17 protein-coding genes are annotated in these 19,190 nt (G+C 68.6%); 2 read left to right on the forward strand and 15 right to left on the reverse strand.

The window, feature by feature from the left end; genetic code table 11:
• Nucleotides 1–37: 37 nt before the first annotated feature.
• From atpB to prmC, 5 genes are all read right to left on the reverse strand, one after another.
• Complete coding sequence (gene atpB / locus JSQ98_RS05345) at nucleotides 38–841, reverse strand: F0F1 ATP synthase subunit A (protein ID WP_211648675.1); 804 nt, start codon at nucleotides 839–841, stop codon at nucleotides 38–40.
• Between the two features lie 178 nt (nucleotides 842–1,019).
• Complete coding sequence (locus JSQ98_RS05350; RefSeq protein ID WP_211648676.1) at nucleotides 1,020–1,490, reverse strand: Cg1360 family ATP-synthase-associated protein; 471 nt, start codon at nucleotides 1,488–1,490, stop codon at nucleotides 1,020–1,022.
• A complete protein-coding gene (locus JSQ98_RS05355; protein ID WP_090150403.1) occupies nucleotides 1,483–2,691 on the reverse strand; it encodes an MraY family glycosyltransferase in 1,209 nt (402 codons plus the stop codon). Before JSQ98_RS05355 ends, JSQ98_RS05350 begins: the two co-directional genes overlap by 8 nt.
• Before the next feature lies 1 nt (nucleotide 2,692).
• Nucleotides 2,693–3,358 carry an L-threonylcarbamoyladenylate synthase gene (locus JSQ98_RS05360; RefSeq protein ID WP_211648677.1) on the reverse strand — a complete coding sequence of 222 codons (666 nt, stop codon included), beginning with the start codon at nucleotides 3,356–3,358 and terminating at the stop codon, nucleotides 2,693–2,695.
• Nucleotides 3,359–3,415: 57 nt separating this feature from the next.
• Nucleotides 3,416–4,321 (reverse strand): peptide chain release factor N(5)-glutamine methyltransferase, encoded by a 906-nt coding sequence (gene prmC / locus JSQ98_RS05365; protein WP_211648678.1) that lies wholly within the window; start codon nucleotides 4,319–4,321, stop codon nucleotides 3,416–3,418.
• A gap of 189 nt (nucleotides 4,322–4,510) precedes the next feature.
• Between prmC and cysK the strand changes: the two genes are divergently transcribed.
• Both cysK and cysE read left to right on the forward strand, forming a co-directional pair.
• Nucleotides 4,511–5,446, forward strand: coding sequence for a cysteine synthase A (gene cysK, locus JSQ98_RS05370; RefSeq protein ID WP_090150411.1), 936 nt, complete (start codon nucleotides 4,511–4,513; stop codon nucleotides 5,444–5,446).
• 38 nt (nucleotides 5,447–5,484) lie between these two features.
• Entirely contained in the window at nucleotides 5,485–6,051 is a 567-nt protein-coding gene (gene cysE / locus JSQ98_RS05375; protein WP_090150415.1) for a serine O-acetyltransferase, read from the forward strand.
• 16 nt (nucleotides 6,052–6,067) lie between these two features.
• On the opposite strand, the gene JSQ98_RS05380 is transcribed toward cysE, so the two are convergent.
• The 10 genes from JSQ98_RS05380 to JSQ98_RS05425 form a co-directional block, all read right to left on the reverse strand.
• Entirely contained in the window at nucleotides 6,068–7,459 is a 1,392-nt protein-coding gene (locus JSQ98_RS05380) for an MFS transporter (RefSeq protein WP_211648679.1), read from the reverse strand.
• A gap of 28 nt (nucleotides 7,460–7,487) precedes the next feature.
• Nucleotides 7,488–8,027: a GNAT family N-acetyltransferase gene (locus JSQ98_RS05385; RefSeq protein ID WP_211648680.1), complete on the reverse strand. Its 540-nt coding sequence runs from the start codon at nucleotides 8,025–8,027 to the stop codon at nucleotides 7,488–7,490.
• 211 nt (nucleotides 8,028–8,238) lie between these two features.
• Nucleotides 8,239–9,315 (reverse strand): peptide chain release factor 1, encoded by a 1,077-nt coding sequence (prfA, locus tag JSQ98_RS05390; protein WP_211648682.1) that lies wholly within the window; start codon nucleotides 9,313–9,315, stop codon nucleotides 8,239–8,241.
• A 108-nt stretch (nucleotides 9,316–9,423) separates the two neighbouring features.
• Entirely contained in the window at nucleotides 9,424–11,631 is a 2,208-nt protein-coding gene (locus JSQ98_RS05395; RefSeq protein ID WP_211648684.1) for a hypothetical protein, read from the reverse strand.
• A 152-nt stretch (nucleotides 11,632–11,783) separates the two neighbouring features.
• A complete protein-coding gene (thrB, locus tag JSQ98_RS05400) occupies nucleotides 11,784–12,740 on the reverse strand; it encodes a homoserine kinase (protein ID WP_211648685.1) in 957 nt (318 codons plus the stop codon).
• On the reverse strand, nucleotides 12,737–14,056 hold the full coding sequence (locus JSQ98_RS05405) for a homoserine dehydrogenase (protein WP_090150432.1): 1,320 nt from the start codon (nucleotides 14,054–14,056) through the stop codon (nucleotides 12,737–12,739). The genes thrB and JSQ98_RS05405 overlap by 4 nt, the downstream gene beginning before the upstream one ends.
• Nucleotides 14,057–14,126: 70 nt before the next feature.
• Nucleotides 14,127–15,578: a diaminopimelate decarboxylase gene (gene lysA / locus JSQ98_RS05410; protein ID WP_211648686.1), complete on the reverse strand. Its 1,452-nt coding sequence runs from the start codon at nucleotides 15,576–15,578 to the stop codon at nucleotides 14,127–14,129.
• Between the two features lie 191 nt (nucleotides 15,579–15,769).
• The gene (locus JSQ98_RS05415; protein ID WP_211648687.1) at nucleotides 15,770–17,041 is read right to left on the reverse strand and encodes an NAD(P)/FAD-dependent oxidoreductase; all 1,272 of its coding nucleotides are present in this window, start codon (nucleotides 17,039–17,041) and stop codon (nucleotides 15,770–15,772) included.
• Complete coding sequence (locus JSQ98_RS05420; RefSeq protein WP_211648688.1) at nucleotides 17,038–18,546, reverse strand: serine hydrolase domain-containing protein; 1,509 nt, start codon at nucleotides 18,544–18,546, stop codon at nucleotides 17,038–17,040. The genes JSQ98_RS05415 and JSQ98_RS05420 overlap by 4 nt, the downstream gene beginning before the upstream one ends.
• On the reverse strand, nucleotides 18,543–19,178 hold the full coding sequence (locus JSQ98_RS05425; RefSeq protein ID WP_346728721.1) for a type 1 glutamine amidotransferase: 636 nt from the start codon (nucleotides 19,176–19,178) through the stop codon (nucleotides 18,543–18,545). Before JSQ98_RS05425 ends, JSQ98_RS05420 begins: the two co-directional genes overlap by 4 nt.
• Nucleotides 19,179–19,190 lie beyond the last annotated feature (12 nt).

The following is a 19,190-nucleotide window of genomic DNA, read 5'->3' on the forward strand; positions in this document are numbered from 1 at the left end:
TCCGTATGTGAGTGCGGCGGTTGCCGAACCCGATTGGTTAGTGCTCTTCAGCCAGCGCGAGCTGGATGTAGACGGCGGTGAGAAGTGCGAAGACGTAGGCCTGCAGAACGGCCACGAGGATCTCGAAGAGCGTGAACGCCGCGCCGAATGCGAACGTGCCGACGCCGAAGAGCTTGAAGAAGCCCTCGCCCGAGAAGAGGAAGAACTGCGTCGCTGCGAAGAGCAGGACCAGGAGCAGGTGGCCTACGAGCATGTTCATCAGCAGTCGGAGCGTGAGCGTGACCGGACGGATGATGAACGTCGAGACGAACTCGATCGGCGTCACGATGATGTAGATGGCCTTCGGCACGCCTGACGGGAAGAGCGCGTTCTTGAAGAAGTTGCCCGGGCTCTTCTTGATGCCCGCGTAGATGAAGGTCACGTACGAGACCACCGCGAGCGTCAGCGGGAAGCCGATGACCGAGCTGGCCGCGATGTTCAATCCTGGGACGATGCCCGTGATGTTGAACGCCAGAACGGTGAAGAAGATGGCGGTGAGGATGGGAAGGAAGCGGCGTCCGTCTTTCTTTCCGAGCAGGTCCTCAGCGATGTTGACGCGCACGAAATCGAGCGCCATCTCTGCAAGGGACTGCCCGCGCGTCGGGATGACACGCATCCGGCGAGTGCCGAGCCAGAAGAGGAGCAGCAGTACGACCATCATGAGGACACGGATCAGCATGATCCGGTTCATCGCGAACGGCGTACCTTCGAAGAGCACGATGTCGGGGAAGAACTCGGCCATCGTCGGCGCGTGGAATTCACCCTCTTCGGCCGCGAAAAGTACGGGGGCCACGAGGTGCATAGCGTTAGCGAACAGCGCCATTCTCCTGACTTCGGTGCGGCATCAGCCAGCACGGTGTCGAACGGTGGTCGTGCCCCCGGGGCGGCGGTGGCACAGCGCAACCAGCCCAGCAGGGAACATACTTGAGTGTATCAACCTTTCCGCTCCAGAAGAAACTCGGAACGGTGTGATCACAGGTTCAGGATCGCCGGATATCCGAGATGATCGGGATGCGCGAGCGCGAGATGACCACGACGTCGAGCACCAGAGAGGCGATGACGCTCGCGATCACGCCGAAGAACATGACCCGCGTATCGAGCCATTCGGCGTCGCGCAGCAGGACGACGGCGACGATGAAGACGATGAACTTGAAGACCCAGCTTCCGAGCACGATGCCGAAGAAGGCCGTGATGTAGAAGTCGCGCTCGATGAACCGATTCGCGAACGCGATGCTGCCCACTGTCATCATCAGGAAGAGGCCGCCCAGCGCGGTTCCGATGACGCCGCCCCAGAGGCCCGGCTGACCGGACGCGAGGTACCCGATCACCGCGAAGATCACGATCAGGGCCGCGGTGACGACCAGGCCCCACCGCAGCGCGCGCAGCAGCACGGGCTGGGAGGACGGCATCGGCCGAGGGTCGGTCTCGTTCGGCTGCGCGAGATCACTCACTCTGGGATCCTTTCGGCGGCGCCTGCTCGGCGAGCGGATCGACGCCGGCGGCGTCGGCTCGGGTGGGCCGTCGCGTCAACGGTACCAAGCCCTTCCGTGCCGCAGCTGCACGGACGCGTCGGGCCGGGTACATCAGGAGCGCGAACGTCGCCGCTCCCCCGATGCCCAGCACGACCGCAGGCAGTACGAAGCTCTGAGTCGTGAAGACGAGCAGCACCGCGACCGAGAGCACTGCCGTGCCGGCGTAGAAGATGCAGACCGCTTGGAGCGGCGAGTGGCCCATGTCCAGCAGGCGATGGTGCAGATGGAGTCGGTCCGCGGTGAACGGGCTCTTCCCCGCGCGCAGCCGTCGTGCGACCGCGAGCGAGAAGTCGGCGAGCGGCAGGGCCAGCACGGCGATCGGAAGGATGATCGGGATGTAGCTCGCGAGCACGAGCTTCTGATCGAGGGAGGCCGGATTCAGTTGCCCGGTCACCGACACGGTCGACGTCGCCATCAGCAGCCCGACGAGCAGCGCTCCCGTGTCCCCCATGAACATCCGCGCGCGGTGCCAGTTGAACGGCAGGAATCCGACGCAGATGCCGACGATGACGATGGCGATGAGGCTCGCGAGGATGACCGAGTCGACGCGCCCGATCTGGTCGTTGAGCAGACGCGTGTAGATGAAGAACAGCGAGTTCGCGATGATCGCGACACCAGCGACCAGGCCGTCGAGGCCGTCGACGAAGTTGACGGCGTTCATCACCAGCGTCATCAAGAACACGGTGAGGAGGAAGTTCACCACCGGGGAGCCGATGATCAGCGTGTCCCCGAACGGCAGGGAGACGATCTGGATGCCGCTCCACGCGAGAATGCCGGACGCGACGAGCTGCGCGGCGAGCTTGATCATCCAGTCGAGGTCCAGCAGGTCGTCGAGCACGCCGACCACGGCGATGATGCCGCAGGCACCGAGCAGGGCCCACATCTGGTTGCGCTGGGCGAAGAGGGACGCGAACTCGTGCTGGGTGCTCGCGACCGCGAAGGCTGCGACGATCCCGAGGAACATCGCGACCCCGCCGAGTCGTGGCGTCGGGGCGGTGTGCACATCGCGGGCGCGCACTTCCGGCGTCCAGTGGAAGCGGCGGCTCAGCCGAAGCACTCCCCAGGAGGCGACCGCAGTGACGAGAGCCGCGACCGCGACGACCGTCACGTAGGCAAGCACGCTACTCCCCGAACACGACCTGCGGCAGCAGTTCCGCGATCAGATCGCGGGAGACGCCGCCTTCGCGCAGGATGCGGATCTCGCCGCCGTCCTCGGTCAGGCGCGTGGCATCGACGATCGTCGACGCGACGCCGTCGCCGGCCGCCGGGCCAGCGTCGAGGTAGACCGAAACGGAGTCCCCGAGCATCTCCTGCGCTTCGGCCGCCGTGCGCGCCGCCGGCCGACCGGTCAGATTGGCCGAGGAGACGGCGAGGGGCCCGGTTTCACGGAGCAACTCGAGCGCGAGCGGCTGATGCGGGATGCGGAGCGCGACGGTGCCCCCGGTCTCGCCGAGATCCCAGCTGAGGAGCGGGTTGGCTTGCGTGATGATCGTGAGCGCGCCCGGCCAGAACGCATCGGCCAGGGCGCGAACGGGGGCGACGACCTCAGCGGCGAGGGCCGCGAGCGTATCCGTGTTCGGAATCAGCACCGGGGGCGGAGACTGCCGGTCGCGACCCTTCGCGTCGAGCAGGCGCTGCACCGCATCGGGGTTGAAGGCATCGGCGGCGACGCCGTAGACCGTGTCGGTCGGAACGACGACGAGTTCACCCCGGCCGATCGCCTGCCGTGCGGTGCGCGTACCGGCGAGCAGTTGCGAACTATCGGAGCAATCGAAGAACTCGGCCATAGCTCGCCAGTCTACTCCTGTCGCGCACGGGACCGACGGGATCGCCCGCCCGGCCTCTCATCGCAGGGCGGTCGTCGCCCGGTCCCGCCCGGTGAGATCCGGATGGGTCGCAGCTGCGCGCCAGCCGTCCGCGGTCAGCAGCTCCCGGATCGCGCGCCCTTGCGACTCCGCGTGCTCGATCACGAGGGTTCCCCCGGAGACGACGAGTGCGCGCGCCGACCGACTGATGCTCCGAACGATGTCGAGGCCGTCCTCTCCCCCGTACAGCGCGAGCTGCGGATCGTGATCCCGCACTTCCGGATCGCGGGGCACCATGCCGCTCGGCACGTATGGAGGATTCGACACCAGTACGTGCACGCGCCCCGCGAGCGGCGCGAGGTCGGCGATCTCCTCCAGAGCGGTCACGTCCCCCTGCACCAGCGACACGCGACCGTCGCCCCACTCTGCGACGTTCCGCTCCGCCCAGGCGAAGGCCTCGCGACTCATCTCGACCGCCCAGATGCGGGCCCTCGGGACTTCGTGCGCCATCGCCAGGGCGAGCGCGCCGCTCCCCGTGCAGAGGTCGACGGCGATCGGTTCGGGATCCGGGACCAGCTGCAGCGCATCGATCGCGAACTGGGCGACGACCTCCGTTTCGGGGCGCGGCACGAAGACTCCAGGACCGACCGCGAGCTCGATGGATCGGAACGGCGCGCGGCCGGTCAGGTGCTGCAGCGGGACCCGCCGAGCGCGCTCCTCCGTGAGTTCCACCGCCGCTGCCGCGTCAGCAGACGTGATCTCTGCCCGCATCACGGCCAGCGCCTGCACCCGGCCGCGCGACTCGCCGAGCACGTGCCCGAGGATGAGCTCGGCATCGGCCGACGGATCCTCGATTCCCCCGGCGAGCATCCGCTGCCGCATCGCGTCCAGCAGCACATCGACCCGTGCGGTCGCCGTCGGGGCAGCGCCCTGTTCATCAAGCATGACTCCACCCTCCCACATCGGTCGCGAGCCGTCGTGCGGCGCACGTTCGACGCCATCTGGCGCTCGGCGTCACACTGCGACTTGCTGCATAACGTCTGCGAACGCGAGGGATAACCGATCGATATAGTTTGAGGAGGCCTCGCCGCCCCAGCGGCCCGCAACGATTCGACCCCAGGAGGATGCAGCACCATGGCACGGACCTACGACAACATCACGCAGGCGTTCGGCAACACGCCCCTCGTCCGACTGAACCGCGTTACTGAGAATGCGGGCGCCGAGGTGTTCGCGAAGCTCGAGTTCTACAACCCGGCCGGCTCGGTGAAGGATCGCATCGGCATCGCCATCATCGACGCCGCAGAGCAGTCGGGCGATCTGCAGCCCGGCGGCACCATCGTCGAAGGCACGAGCGGCAACACCGGGATCGCACTCGCCTTCGTCGGCGCGGCCCGCGGCTACCGCGTGATCCTGACCATGCCGGAGACCATGAGCATCGAGCGCCGCAAGATGCTGCGCGCCTACGGCGCCGAGATCGTGCTCACCGAGGGCCCCCTCGGCATGAAGGGCGCCGTCGCGAAGGCCGAGGAGATCGCGTCGAACACGCCGGGCGCTGTGCTCGCGAAGCAGTTCGCGAACCCCGCGAACCCGGCAGTCCATCGCGCCACCACGGGGCCGGAGGTCTGGAACGACACCGATGGCTCGGTCGACATCTTCATCGCGGGAATCGGCACCGGGGGCACCATCACCGGCGCCGGCGGGTACCTGAAGGAGCAGAACCCGAACGTGCAGGTCATCGCCGTCGAGCCGATCGACTCACCGCTGCTCACCGAGGGCAACGCTGGTCCCCACAAGATCCAGGGACTCGGCGCGAACTTCGTTCCCCCGATCCTCGACCGCGAGGTCTACGACGAGGTCATCGACGTCACGCTCGCCGATTCCATCGCGAAGGCGCGCGCGCTCGCAACGGACGAGGGCATTCTCGCCGGCATCTCCGGCGGCTCCGCCGTCTGGGCCGCCACCGAGGTCGCCAAGCGCCCCGAGAACGCCGGCAAGAAGATCGTCGTCGTCGTCCCTGATTTCGGTGAACGCTACTTCTCGACGGTGCTCTTCGAGGACCTCGATGCCTGAGGCTGCAGGAATCTGACGACGCAGACACCCGCTACGAGATGAGCGTGTTCTCCCGCATTCGTGAAGACATCTCCGCCGCCCGCGCGCACGATCCAGCAGCGCGCAGTGCGGCGGAGGTGTTCTTCGTGTATTCAGGCCTCCATGCCGTCTGGTGGCATCGCGTGTCGCATGCGCTGTGGCGGCGCGGCATGCGGTTCGTGCCGCGCGCCATCTCTCAGGTATCCCGATTCTGCTCCGGTATCGAGATCCACCCCGGGGCCACGATCGGCCGCCGACTGTTCATCGACCACGGCATGGGAGTCGTCATCGGCGAGACCGCCGTCATCGGCGACGACGTGCTCATCTACCACGGCGTCACCCTCGGAGGCACCGGGCATGACCGCGGCAAGCGGCACCCGACCGTGGGCAACCGGGTCATCATCGGCGCCGGGGCGAAACTGCTCGGCGACATCGAGATCCAGCACGACAGCGCGATCGGCTCGAACGCCGTGGTCGTGCGGTCGGCCCCGCCGTGGACCACGCTCACCGGAATCCCCGCGCAGGGGCGACCGCGGCGAGGCGCTCCGATCGAGCAGCCGGACATGGCCGACTTCTACGTGATCTGAGCGGGACGCGGCGCCATCAGCGCAGCGTGCGTCCGTTCTCGTCCATCCAGCGCTTCGTGCGCCGCTGCTCCACGATGATCATGACGATGCCCAGCGCCCAGAACGGGATCTGCACGGCGAACGCCACCTGGAAGGCGTGGAGCGAGTAGTTCTCGGGCGATCCGGCGCCCTGCACGTCGAGCACCAGACCGATGAGCAGGATCACGAGCAGCGACGCCGTGAACCCGCCCGTGTTCACGAGCCCCGTGCCGAACCCCGCGTAGCTCCGAGGCGTGTGCGACCGGGCCACCTCGAACGCGATCATCGAAGCCGGCCCCCCGAGCGGCAGGATCAGCAGGAGCACCAGTACGAGACCGAGCGGCGGCGTGCCCGGCCAGACGATCACCGATGTCCAGACGAGCGCGATCGCAACGGTGATGCCGAGATTGAACCAGACGCGGCGCTCGATGAAGCGAGAGCTCAACGGGCCGAGCACCACGCTCGCCACCATCGAAGAGATGACGGTGAGGCTGAGCAGACCGCGCGCGTCCGCCTCATCGAGCCCGAGGCCGCCGACGAGGAACGGGGTTCCCCAGAGCAGCAGAAACACGTTCGCTGCGAACGGCGAGGCGAAGTGCACCCAGTACGCGAGCCTGACGCCGGGCAGTCGAAGCAGCCGCCGCGCGCGATTCCAGAACCCCAATCCGCGCACCCGAACCTCGGAGATCACGGGGATCATCTCAGTCGCGGGCGGCTGCACCGCGGCCATCGCGGCCGTGCGCGTGTCGGCGAACGACCGCGCGTTCTCGGTCGTGCGACCCCGCCTCCCCGTGACCCGCTCGAGCAGTGTCTCCTGGCCGGGCGCATCTCGCAGCACGACGACGCCGAGAATCACGACCAGCAACCCGACGGCGGCGAGGCCGAGAAACCCGCCCATCCAACCGGCGGTTCCGACGAGCACGGCGAGCGGCACGACCGAGACGAGCTGACCCGACTGGCCGATGAGGCCGGTGGCCTGGCTGATGGTCGGCAGTTGCCGCAACGAGAACCATTCGGGCAGCATGCGCATGACGCTGATGAACGTGCAGGCGTCACCGGCGCCCACGAGCACGCGCGCGACGATGGCGAGCCCCACCTCGGGTACGGTCGCCATGGCCGCCTGCCCGACGATCATCAGCACGCCCCCGATGAGGATCATCGCGCGCGGCCCGATGCGATCGAGCAGCACTCCCACCGGGATCTGCAGGCCGGCGTACACCAGCAACTGGATCACCGGAAACGAGGCCAGCGTCGTCGCATCGATGCCGAAGTGTTCCTGCGCCGCCGGACCGAGGGCGGAGAGCGACGAGCGGTTGATGATCGCTATCGCGTAGGCGAGCGCCGCGGTTCCCCAGACGACCCAGGGAAGGATCGGACGGGCAGAGCGCATAGTGCCATGCTACCGCCGCGGGCAGAGCTCAATCGCGCGACGGGAGCGGCGGGCCGTCGGGAAAGTCGGATCGCGTGAGGTCGAGCAGCAGCGCGTCTTCGAGCGCCCCACCGGGTCGCACCTGGTAATCGCGGAGCATGCCGACGCGCTGGAACCCCAGGCGCTCGTAGCTCCGGATCGCGCCCGGGTTGTTCACGTTCGGGTCCAGAGTCACGCGCGTGATCCCCTCCGCGAACTCAGAGCGGATGGCGAGCGCCAGCGCCTCCTCGCCGATGCGCCGCCCGCGAAACACGGTGCCGATGAACAGGTGCATCACCGTCGTCGGATACTCGGGATCTTCCCCGCGCAGCACGAACATCGCCCCCGCGGTCTGCCCCTCCACCTCGATGATGCGCGCGACGTCCGGGGCGTCGATGAACTCGGCGCGCACGCGCTGCGGGCTGTAGCCCACCCACCAGAGCGAGACCTCCGGCTCGTCGAGAATCGCGACGAGCGGCTCGAGATCCGCCGGGCCGGGGGCGCGGAGAGTGACCAGGGGACCGACGAGCGGCAGCACGGCATCTGACATGGGTTCAGCGTACCGGCCTCCGGCCCTTCCCCGGGCCTGTGGTGCGCGATTTCTCCAGGGTGCAGGGTCGCGGTTCGCGGTTCGGGTTGCGGGGTCGCGGCTCGGCGGGTGGCCCCGGGTGCGCTTCGGTGAGAGGCAGGGCCAAGCCCAGGGCAAGAACCAGAACCAGGACTAGCACCTGGCCCTGGGCCACGGCCAGGGCCTGGCGCGCCTAGGCCTGTCCGAGGTCGGCCAGGCGCGCCTCCTCATCGGCACGGATGCACGACTCGATAACGGCGTCGAGCGCGCCGTTCATCACGTGGTCGAGGTTGTAGGCCTTGTATCCGGTGCGATGGTCGGCGATGCGGTTCTCGGGGAAGTTGTACGTGCGGATGCGCTCCGACCGATCCATCGTGCGGATCTGGCTCGACCGGTGCGCGCTGGCCTCTGCCGCGGCCTCCTCCTGCTGACGCGCGAGCAGTCGCGCTCGCAGCACGCGCATCGCGGCCTCGCGGTTCTGCAACTGGCTCTTCTCGTTCTGCATCGCCACCACGATGCCCGTCGGGAGGTGCGTGATGCGCACGGCCGAATCGGTCGTGTTCACCGACTGACCGCCGGGGCCCGACGACCGGTACACGTCGATCTTGAGATCGTTCTGGTTGATCCCGACCTCCTCCGGCTCGTCCACTTCGGGGTACACGAGCACACCGGTCGTCGACGTATGGATGCGTCCCTGCGATTCGGTCACGGGAACGCGCTGCACGCGGTGCACGCCTCCCTCGTACTTGAGGTGCGCCCAGGCGCCCTGCGATGGATCCGCCGCGTTCGCCTTGATGGCGATCTGCACGTTCTTGTACCCGCCGAGGTCGCTCTCGTCGGCCTCGATCATCTCCGTCTTCCAGCCCTTGGACTCCGCGTAGTGCATGTACATGCGCAGCAGGTCGGCGCCGAAGAGGGCCGACTCGGCGCCGCCCTCACCGCCCTTGATCTCGAGGATGACGTCTCTGGCGTCGTCGGGGTCGCGCGGAATGAGCAGGCGCCGCACGCGCTCCTGAGCCTCCGCCAGGCTGGCCTCGAGCTCCGGGACCTCCTCGGCGAACGCCTCATCTTCTTTCGCGAGCTCGCGCGCCGCCTCGAGGTCGTCGCCCACCTGCTGCCAGTGCTCGTGAGCCGATTTGATCTTGCTGAGCTCGGCGTATCGCCGATTGACCTTCTTCGCACGGGACGCGTCGGCGTGCAGTGCGGGATCCGCGAGTTCTTCCTGCAGCCGCGCGTGCTCCGCGATCAGCCCTTCGACCTGTTCGAACATGTATCTTCCTAACGTCTCGCGGCTGCGATGGTGTCGCCGCCCCCAATCTAGCGCCGCATCCGGCGACGACTGAGCCCGCCCCGGATCACCGGGGCGGGCTCGTGCGTACTAGGCCAGACCGCCCGAACGCTGCACCTCTGCGAGAAGCGCGGCGTTCGACGCCGTCGCGCTCAGGCGCTCGCGGAGTCGGTCCTCCGCGCCGTCGGAACCGAGATCCGCACGAAGCGTTGCCAGCGCCGCCGTCTCATCAGCACCGAGTACCGACTCGGGGTTGCGCGTACGCGACGCGGCGAGCTTGACGACCGGAGGAAGGCCGGCGGCCGACTTCGCGAATCGCACCTCGCTGTTGACGACTGCGCGCACCTCGCGCAGCAGCAGCTTGTCGGCTGCGAGACCGGTCTTCGAGTGCACCGTCGCGAGCACGGTGAGCGAGCCGCCGTTCTCCACGTTGCGAGCCGAGGCGAGCAGACGCTTGATCTGGGCGAGCGCGAGCTCGTCGATCTCGTCCAGGGCCGGGCGGCTCTGCGCGTGCTGGGCCTGAGCGTAGGCACGCGCGAATCGGTTCAACGAGTCGACGAGTACGACGACGTCGTGGCCGAGCTCGACGAGTCGCTTCGCGCGATCGATCGCGAGTTCGGCGATGATCGCCTGATCCTCGGCGCCGCGGTCGAAGCTCGCGGCGACGACCTCACCGCGCACCGATCGCTGCAGCCGGGTGATCTCCTCCGGCTGCGCATTCGCGAGCAGCAGCACGAGGTGCGCATCGGGTCGGTTCGTGCTGATCGCCTCGGCGAGCTCGCCGAGCACCGCAGTGCCGTCGGAGTGCGCGGGAAGCACGAGCGCTGCGCGCTGACCCAGGCCGGTCGGTGCCACGAGGTCGATGGCACGACCGAGCACGCCCTGCTGCGTCGTCTCGAAGCGCAGCCGCTCTTCGGGGTAGATGGCCGTGAGGTCGGCGATGTCGACGCGCTCCTCCGGCTGCTCATCGACCGGTCGACCATTGACGGTATCGATCTTCACGATCGCGTTGTACTTCTGACGGCTCGCGCTGTCGTTGTCACGGGGTTGACGGATCGCTCCGACAACCGCGTCGCCGCGTCGCAGGCCGTACTTCTTGACCTGCCCGAGCGACACGTAGACATCGCTCGTGCCGGGGAGGTAACCGCTCGTGCGCACGAACGCGTAGTTGTCGAGCACGTCGAGAATGCCCGCGATCGGCAGCAGCACGTCGTCTTCGGTGATCTCCGGCTCGAGGTCGTCGCCCTGACCGCGACGCTTGCGGTCGCGCTGCCGGGTGCGGCTCGACCGGCTCGAGTTGTCGCCGTTCTTCGCGTCGCCGTTCTTCTGGCCGTTCTGCGGCCCGTTGCCGCTCTGGCCGGAACCGCGCTGCTTGCCCTCGTCGTCGGAGGAGGCGGCAGCATCGGTCTGCTCGTTCGACTCCGCGTTCTCGTTCTTCTGGCCTCGACCGCGGCCGCGGCGGTTGCGACCCGAGCGCTCACCATCGGAGTTCTCCGACTTCTCGCCGCGATCCGAAGCGCGATCCGACTGCTCGCCGCGATCCGACTTCTCACCGCGATCCGACTGCTCCGAGGCATCGGCCTGCTGGCCGTTGCTCTGAGCGGCATCGGCGTTCGACGCGGCGCCCTCGAGCGATTCCGGCGTGCCGGTCTCCCCCGTGCCCGTCTCTGCTGCAGCGGTCTGGGCCGCGGCCGTCGCTGACGAGGCCCGGCGGCTGCGCGTGCGCTTGGCAGGAGCCTCCTGAGCCGGAGCTTCGGCTGCCGTATCGGTCGACTGCGCCGGAGCCGCGTCAGTCGCGGCAGCGGCGGCATCGACGGAGGCATTCGCGTCTGCGGATGCAGCGGTCGCAGGCTCGGCGGGCGCTTCAGCCTTCTTGCGGCTGCGCGTCGCGCGCTTCTTCGGAGCAGCAGCTGGCTGCTCATCCGGCGCGCTCGATGCGTCGCCCGCCTCGGTGCTCGAGGATGCAGTCGTTGCCGTGGCATCCGACTCGGCTGCCGGATCCTGCGCCGTCGCATCGGCGGGCGCATCGACCTTCTTCCGGCTGCGCGTCGCGCGCTTCTTCGGCGCAGCGGCGGCGGGTGCTTCCGCTGCGTCAGGGGCCGGAGCCTCAGCAGCAGGCGCTGCTGCAGCAGGCGCCTCAGCAGCCGGCGCTGCTGCAGCAGGCGCCTCAGCAGCCGGAGCGGCCTCGGGAGCGGCAGCCCCAGCGGCGGCGCTCACGCGACGAGAAGCACGGCGACGCGTCGGCGCGGCGGCTTCCTCGGGTGCGGGAGTGGTGTTGTCTTCAACGTTGGATTCCACGTTCTTCCTTTCGGAACGCCGACGGGACTGCACGCGCAAGTGGGCGCGCATTCCCGCGGTAGTGCACATGTGTGCTTCGGGATCACCGTGCGATGTGTTCACGGTGCGATAACGACCCACGGTTCCGCATGAACGGACATCGACGGGCGAGGCTAGAGCGCCGCTCCCGCAGGGGTCGTTTCAACTGTAGCACCCTTGGTATCGACGGCCAGGGTGAGCACGCGCCAATCCGGGTGATGGGCAGCCACGAAATCCGCTGCCTGCATGCGATCCAAGGGCCCGTTCGAGAGCACGAGCACCGACGGGCCGGCACCGGAGACCACTGCTGCATGCCCCGCTGAGCGCAGCTCGCCGATGAGGTCGCGCGTTGCCGGCATGGCGGCACCGCGATAGTTCTGATGCAGCCGATCCTCGGTCGCCTCGAGCAGGAGCTCGGGGCTCTGCGTGAGTGCGGCGATGAGCAGCGCCGACCGCGAGACGTTGAAGACGGCGTCCTCATGCGGCACCTGCTTCGGCTGCAGGCTTCGGGCGAGCTCGGTCGACATGGTGAAGCTCGGCACGAGCACGAGCGGCGCCACGCCGCGGTGCACCATCAACCGTTTGAAGCGCGGGCCCTGCTCCGTCGTCCACGCGATGGTCAATCCGCCGAACAGCGCGGGTGCGACATTGTCGGGGTGCCCCTCGAGTTCGGTCGCGAACGCGAGCAGCTGCTCCTCGGTGAGCGCGACAGGAGCTTCGGGGTCGCTCTGCAGCAGGCCGGCGGCGATCATCACGCCGGCGACGATGGCCGATCCGGAGGATCCCATGCCGCGCCCGTGCGGAATGCGGTTCGTGGCGGCGACATCGATGCCGGGCATGCGGCGTCCGAGTTGCGCGAAGACGTGGGCGGCGGAACGGACCACGAGGTTCGTCTCGTCGGTGGGAACCTCGCCGGCTCCGACGCCCGTGACTTCGACGGTCGCGCCGGGCGCGTCGCGCACGACGACCGTCAGCTCGTCTCCGTACGCGAGTGCGATGCCGAGCGTGTCGAATCCGGGGCCCAGGTTCGCGCTCGTCGCGGGCACGCGCACCTTGACGGTGCGACCGATCCCGCTCACGGTCGCGCTCACGCCTGACCCTCGAGGCGCAGCACGCTCGTCACGGCGGTCACGACCTCGGCGGCCCGCAGGGCTTCGACCGTCGCAGCGAGATCGGCTTCGCGCGCGCGGTGCGTGCCGATGACCAGAGCCGCGCTCGGCTCGTCGCCTGCCCCGCCTCGAGCGACGGTCTGCTCGACGCTCGCGGCAGATACGCCCCGCTCGGCGAGGATGCCCGCGATGCTCGCGAGCACGCCTGGCTGGTCGCGCACTTCGAGCATGATCTGGTAAGCCGTCATCACTTCGCCGACGGGAAGGATCGGCAGCTCGGCATGCAGCGACCCCGGAATGCCCGGGCCGCCGACGACGTGCCTGCGCGCTGCGGAGACGAGGTCTCCGAGCACCGCCGAAGCGGTTTCCGCTCCGCCGGCTCCGGCGCCGTAGAACATCAATTCGCCGGCGGCCTCCGCCTCGACGAACACGGCGTTCTTGCCCTCGTGCACCGCTGCGAGCGGGTGGTCGCGGCGGATCAGCGCGGGGTAGACGCGCGCCGAGACTCCGTCGGTGCCGTCAGCGGCCTGCAACCGCTCGGCGATCGCGAGGAGCTTGATGACGTACCCAGCGCTCTTCGCCGCTTCGATCTGCTCCGCCGTGATCTGCGTGATGCCCTCTCGGTGCACCGCGTCGACGGGCACCTCGGTGTGGAAGGCGATGCTCGCGAGGATGGTCGCTTTCTGCGCGGCGTCGTAGCCCTCGACGTCGAGGGTCGGATCGGCTTCGAGGAAGCCCAGTTCGCTCGCCACCCGCGATGCGTCTTCGGCGCTGTCGCCGAATCGGTCCATGCGGTCGAGGATGTAATTGGTCGAGCCGTTCACGATCCCGAGCACGCGGGTGATGTGGTCACCGGCCAGGCTTTCGCGCAGAGGGCGCAGGATCGGGATCGCCGCGGCGACGGCCGCCTCGTACGAGAGCTGTGCGCCGACCTGTTCGGCCGCTTCCGAGAGCTCGGGACCGTGCGCCGCGATGAGCGCCTTGTTCGCGGTGACGACGTCGGCGCCGCCCTGCAGTGCCTGCGTGATCAGCGTGCGGGCCGGTTCGATGCCGCCCATGAGCTCGATGACGATATCGGAGCCCTGGACGAGACGTTCGGCGTCGGTCGTGAACAGCTCCCTCGGCAGCTCGACATCGCGCGGCGCGTCGACGTTGCGGACCGCGATGCCTGCGAGCGTCAGACGCGCCCCGATGCGCGCGGCCAGCTCGTCTCCGTGTTCCAGGATCAGCCGGGCCACCTGTGCGCCGACCGAGCCGCAGCCGAGCAGCCCGATGCGGAGGTCACGATAACCATTCATGTTCGTCTCCTTGATAGTGCGTCGTGTTCGATCCGCCGAGAACGGCGGGAGAATTCTGGGCCGGCGATCCTCAGCCGGCGTTCGCCGGGGCCACCGGCGCCGGAATCACGGACTTCGCGAGCAACTCGTCCTCGGTTTCGCCCCGCACGATGACGCGCGAGGAGCCGTTCGACACGGCGATGACCGGCGGTCGCGGCACGTAGTTGTAGTTGCTGGAGAGGGACCAGCAGTAGGCTCCGGTGACCGCGACGGCGAGCGTGTCGCCTGCGCGCACATCGCCCGGGATCACGTCGCGCTGCACGACGATGTCGCCCGACTCGCAGTGCTTGCCCACCACCCGTACGAGCGCCGGGTCGGCGTCGCTCTCGCGGTTCGCGATGCGGACCTGGTAGTCGGCGCCGTACAGGGCAGGTCTGGCGTTGTCGCTCATGCCGCCGTCGACGCTCACGTAGAGGCGTTCGGCGAACCCCAGGTCGGCTGGGTCGGCCGCCGCATCGGAGCCGGCGAGCAGCACGGGCTTCGTGGTTCCCACCGTGTAGAGGGTGACCCCGGCCTGCCCGATGACGGCGCGACCCGGTTCGAACGCGAGTTGCGGAACCGATACGCCGGCTTCAGCGCAGGTCTCCGCGACGATGTCGGCGAGCTGTCGTGCGATGGCAGCGACCTCGGGAGCCTGCTCCGCCTGCGCCGATGTATAGGCGATGCCGAAACCACCGCCGAGGTTCAGCTCGGGAATCGGCCGGCCGGCGATCCGCTCGAGCTCCGGGTACACGCCCACCAGGCGCCTGGCGGACTCGCGGAAACCGTCGGTCGCGAAGATCTGGGAGCCGATGTGGCAGTGGAGCCCCACGAACTCGAGGCTGTCATGAGCGAGGATCGCCTCGACCAGTCGCGGCGCCTCGCTGAGCGGCTGACCGAACTTCTGATCTTCGTGCGACGTCGCGAGGAAGTCGTGCGTCGATGCGTGCACGCCGCTATTGACGCGCAGCCGCACGCGCTGGCGGCGATCCGCCGCCGCTGCCGCACGCGCGATGCGCTCGGTCTCGACCTCGCTGTCGATGATGATCGTGCCGACGCCCGCCTCGACCGCACGCGCGATCTCGCGTTCCGATTTGTTGTTGCCGTGGAAGCCGATGCGCGCCGGGTCCACTCCGGCGGCGAGCGCGACGGCGAGCTCTCCCCCGCTCGCGACGTCGATCGCGAGGCCCTCTTCGGCCATCCACTGCGCCACCTCGACGCACAGGAACGCCTTGCCCGCGTAGTACACGGTCGCACTCGTCCCGATGCGCTCAGCCTCGGATTCGAGGGCGACTCGGACCTCGCGGGCCCGATCGCGGGCGGCCGCCTCGTCGATCACGTACAGCGGCGAGCCGTACTGCTCGACGAGCTCGGTCGCGCGCGCACCGCCGAGATGCAACTCTCGGCACTCGCTCCCGCGACGCGCAGACGGGGGGAAGACGCGCGGGTCGATGCTGTTCGGGTCGGCGGCTGGTGTCGCACCAGCGGGGTTCACCTGTGCCATCGTCGCTCCTGGGTTCGGTCTGCCTCGGGTCGGTCTGCCTGGTGTCCGTCGTGCTCGCGGGCCGCGAACGGGCAGCCGATGGCGAGCGGACCCGGATTGGCCCCTGAAGCCGTGCGCACGGAGACCCTGTCTCTGAACGAACCGCTCCAGTTTAGCGGGACGGACGCGCCGATGCGCATGCGCCCGTGTGGTCAGCGTCGCACTGCGAAGGGCGCGAGGTCGAGTCGACGTCCCTCGACGAACGGTTCCCGGTCAGCGACGAGCGCCGCGACGATCTCACCCGTGATGGGTCCGAGCGAGAGTCCGTGCATATTGTGCCCCGCCGCGACGATGACATCCGGCCGCCGTGGAACGCGTCCGAGCAGAGGGAGCCCATCGGCGGTCATGGGCCGTGCTCCGACCCAATCATCGGTGCGCGCCGACCAATCGGCGTCGGCGATGAGCCGGGATGCGGCACGGGTGAGCACCTCAAACCGGTGCGGATTCGCCCGCTCCGGGTGGCCGTCGAATTCCATCATGCCCACGATGCGCAGGCGGCCGTGCATCGGGATCGCGACGCAGTGGAGGTCCATGGCGTGCACGAGCGAAGACGGCATGCGGTCGACGGGCACGGTGAAGCTGTATCCCTTGCCGGAGACAACGGGGGCGGAACGAATCCGAGATCGGCGCAGGATCGAGGTCGTCCACGCGCCCGCCGCAATCACAAGTCGGTCACCGCGGACGGTCACCTCGGCGCCGTTCTCGTCCGCGCAGACAATGCTCGCGCTCGGACCCGTTCCAATGCGCATTGCAGCGAGTCCTTCGCGGATGTCTGCGCCGCCCGCCCGCACGCGTTCGACGAGACTGGCGACGAAGGTCACGGGATCGAGCGAGAACTCTCCGGGCAGCATGAACCCGCCCACCACCGTCGGTTGGAGCGCTGGTTCCGCAGCGCGGAGTTCGTCGCCCCGCAGTACGGGTCCCGGACCGGCACCCCATCCGCGTTCCGCTCGTGACCGGTATGCGGCATGCGCAGCATCCAACTCCGTCTCGTCGGACGACGTCATGAGGAACCCGTCGCCCCCGCCCGAGATGTCGACGCCATCGTCAGCCATGCGCTGCAAGGCCGCGCGAATGCCTCCGGAGAACTGTGCGAGGGCGGCGGCTCCCCTGCTCGCATTCGCAGTGCGGGCAGCGCGAAGGAAGCCGAGCCCGAAGCGGGCGAGACGGGGCAGCTGCAGCGGATCGATCGAAAGATACGAATTTCGGCTGAGCACGCCGCGGAAGACATCGCGCGCGGTGTTCGCCGATGCGAGCGGGGCGACCTGCTGGGGGGTCAGCTCCCCGGCGTTGCCGGTCGCCGCACCGCTGCCCAGTGCCCGCTTCTCGACGATCGTGACCTTGTGGCCCTCGCGCAGCAGCGCGTGCGCCGTGCTCAGTCCAATGAGGCCGCCGCCGACGACGACCACGTGATGTCGGATCATATGGTGCTCCCTCCCGCTGCTGCGCCGACGTCGCGGCACTCGATGGCCAATGACTGCACGAGGGGACCGCGCAGACCCACGAGCCGGATCTCGCAAACGAGCGAACCGCGAGCGCACGCGATGCGCCAGCGCAGCTCCGCGGGCCCCCGCGGCGCGAGCACGCGTTCCTCGAACGGTTGCTGCCGCAGCGACACCGGGCCAGCGTCGCTGCGTGCGTGCACGAGTCTCTGCTCCCGCACTGCTGCGGGCAGGTCGTGCATGACGTTTGCTGAGAAGAGGCCGGCAAGACCGTCCAGGGGTTCGCCCGTCCGCACTGCATCATCGATGCGCTTCCCGGCATCGAGCGTCTCCGGCCATGGGGGGAGGTGCTCCGATGGCGCATCGACCGCCTCGAGCACTTCGGCGAGCGCACGGGTCGCGAGTCCGCCCGCCCCGAAGACATCCGAGTTACCGAAAGCGACCACGCCGCAACCGCTGGGGACATGCCACCGCATATGAGACGAGAACCCAGGCAGCCCGCCCGCGTGCTGCACGATGCGCCCGAACCGGCGATCCTGCTCCACGACGAGCCCCATGCCGTACCCGATCGCCTGCAGTTTCGGCAGCTGCGGCTCGGCCGACGGCTCCGCATCGAGCGGTATTGCTGTGGAAATGCGTTGCATCTCCCTTCTGCTCCGAGCGCTGAGCACCTCGGGGTGCAGAGGGGCATCGGAGAACGCGGATTGCAGGAAAGCGGCCCAACGGGCAACGTCATCCACCGTGCTGAACAGGCCTCCGATGCACGAGAGCGCGCCCGCGCCGACATACGGCTCATCCAAGAAGCTGCGTCCCCCGTCGAAGGTGCGGAACCCGGCGGCGAGCGTCCGATCCGCAGAGTACGCTGCCGGCTCGAATCGAGTGTGCGCGAGACCGAGCGGTTCGAGCAGGCGCTCGGTGATCTCGTCCTCGACCGCGTGGCCCGTCACTGCCTCGATCGCGCGTCCTACGTACGACATTCCGAGATTGGAGTACTGGTAGCGATCATCCGGTTCTGCCGTGAGCCGCAGGCCGGCCGCTCCGAGTGCGTCGATGGCCCCGGGATCAGCCCCGAGCAGACGGTCCGCCCAAGCGTTGTCTTCGGGGAGGCCGGACCGGTTCGTCAACAACTGCCGGACGGTCACGGGTACCGCCTCGCCGGCGAAGTCGAACCGCACGCCCGGTACGTACGCGTCGATCGGGCGGTCGAGATCGAACTCGCCTCGGTCGCGCAGCTCCAATGCCGCTGCGGCGAGAAAGCTCTTCGTCATCGACGCGATTCGGAACACCGAGCCGCGCGTCACAGGCCGCCCATCCCTCCGAGGTTCACCGGTGGCCTTCCACGAGATCACGCCCTCGGGGTCGAAGATTGCGGCGAGCGCGGCAGGAGCGAGCGCGAGATCGTGCCGATCGAAAGCGCGCTGCAGCGCGGACTCGGCGCACGTCGCGGGAATCTCCGCGAAGCCCGTGCGGTCGATGACGCGATTCATGCTTCGGCCCGAGCGCGCTCGAGGATCTCCTCAGCGAACGCGTCGACGAGCGCATGGCTCGCACGGGTGTTCTCAGCGTCGTCCCGCTGGGCGGCCGCCAGCAGGATGCCGATGTCGTACCCCTCACCGGTGAGTGCTGCATCATCCCAACCGGCAAGGTTCGCGGCGCTCGCCTCGGGGTGGAACTGCACGCCTCGCACGTGTTCCCCGATGCGGAACGCCTGGTGCTCGACGGCATCGCTCGACGCGAGCAGCGTCGCACCCGCGGGAAGCCTCGTGATCATGTCCCGATGGTTCTCGATCATGGGGGCGGCTGAGCCGATCGCGGAGAGCACGGCGTCGGCACGACCCGCTCGGGTCGAGCGGATCACGGTGCTTCCTCGTTCCTTCGGCCCGAAGTTCTCGCGCACCTCTCCCCCTGCCACGTCGGCGATCACCTGCGCGCCCAAACAGATTCCGAGCGTCGGAACGTCACGCTCGATGGCCTCTTCGGTGAGGTGGCGCTCGTCGCCCAACCATGGCGCCTGTTCGTAGTCGTCTGGCATCAATCCTCCTCCGAGCAGCACCAGTCCGTGGTAGCCCTCGAGCGTTCTGGGGAGGCCGTGCTGTCCCAGTCGCTCTACGACGTCCACGCCGCGATCCGC

It is taken from the genome of Leucobacter manosquensis, assembly GCF_018304845.1.
Lineage (GTDB): Bacteria > Actinomycetota > Actinomycetes > Actinomycetales > Microbacteriaceae > Leucobacter > Leucobacter alluvii.

Excerpts from the sequence above, each read along its gene's own strand:
- atpB (WP_211648675.1), bottom strand. The coding sequence starts at position 841 with ATGCACCTCGTGGCCCCCGTACTTTTCGCGGCCGAAGAGGGTGAATTC.
- JSQ98_RS05360 (WP_211648677.1), bottom strand. The coding sequence starts at position 3,358 with ATGGCCGAGTTCTTCGATTGCTCCGATAGTTCGCAACTGCTCGCCGGT.
- prmC (WP_211648678.1), bottom strand. The coding sequence starts at position 4,321 with ATGCTTGATGAACAGGGCGCTGCCCCGACGGCGACCGCACGGGTCGAT.
- cysK (WP_090150411.1), top strand. The coding sequence starts at position 4,511 with ATGGCACGGACCTACGACAACATCACGCAGGCGTTCGGCAACACGCCC.
- cysE (WP_090150415.1), top strand. The coding sequence starts at position 5,485 with ATGAGCGTGTTCTCCCGCATTCGTGAAGACATCTCCGCCGCCCGCGCG.
- JSQ98_RS05380 (WP_211648679.1), bottom strand. The coding sequence starts at position 7,459 with ATGCGCTCTGCCCGTCCGATCCTTCCCTGGGTCGTCTGGGGAACCGCG.
- JSQ98_RS05385 (WP_211648680.1), bottom strand. The coding sequence starts at position 8,027 with ATGTCAGATGCCGTGCTGCCGCTCGTCGGTCCCCTGGTCACTCTCCGC.
- prfA (WP_211648682.1), bottom strand. The coding sequence starts at position 9,315 with ATGTTCGAACAGGTCGAAGGGCTGATCGCGGAGCACGCGCGGCTGCAG.
- JSQ98_RS05405 (WP_090150432.1), bottom strand. The coding sequence starts at position 14,056 with ATGAATGGTTATCGTGACCTCCGCATCGGGCTGCTCGGCTGCGGCTCG.
- lysA (WP_211648686.1), bottom strand. The coding sequence starts at position 15,578 with ATGGCACAGGTGAACCCCGCTGGTGCGACACCAGCCGCCGACCCGAAC.
- JSQ98_RS05415 (WP_211648687.1), bottom strand. The coding sequence starts at position 17,041 with ATGATCCGACATCACGTGGTCGTCGTCGGCGGCGGCCTCATTGGACTG.
- JSQ98_RS05420 (WP_211648688.1), bottom strand. The coding sequence starts at position 18,546 with ATGAATCGCGTCATCGACCGCACGGGCTTCGCGGAGATTCCCGCGACG.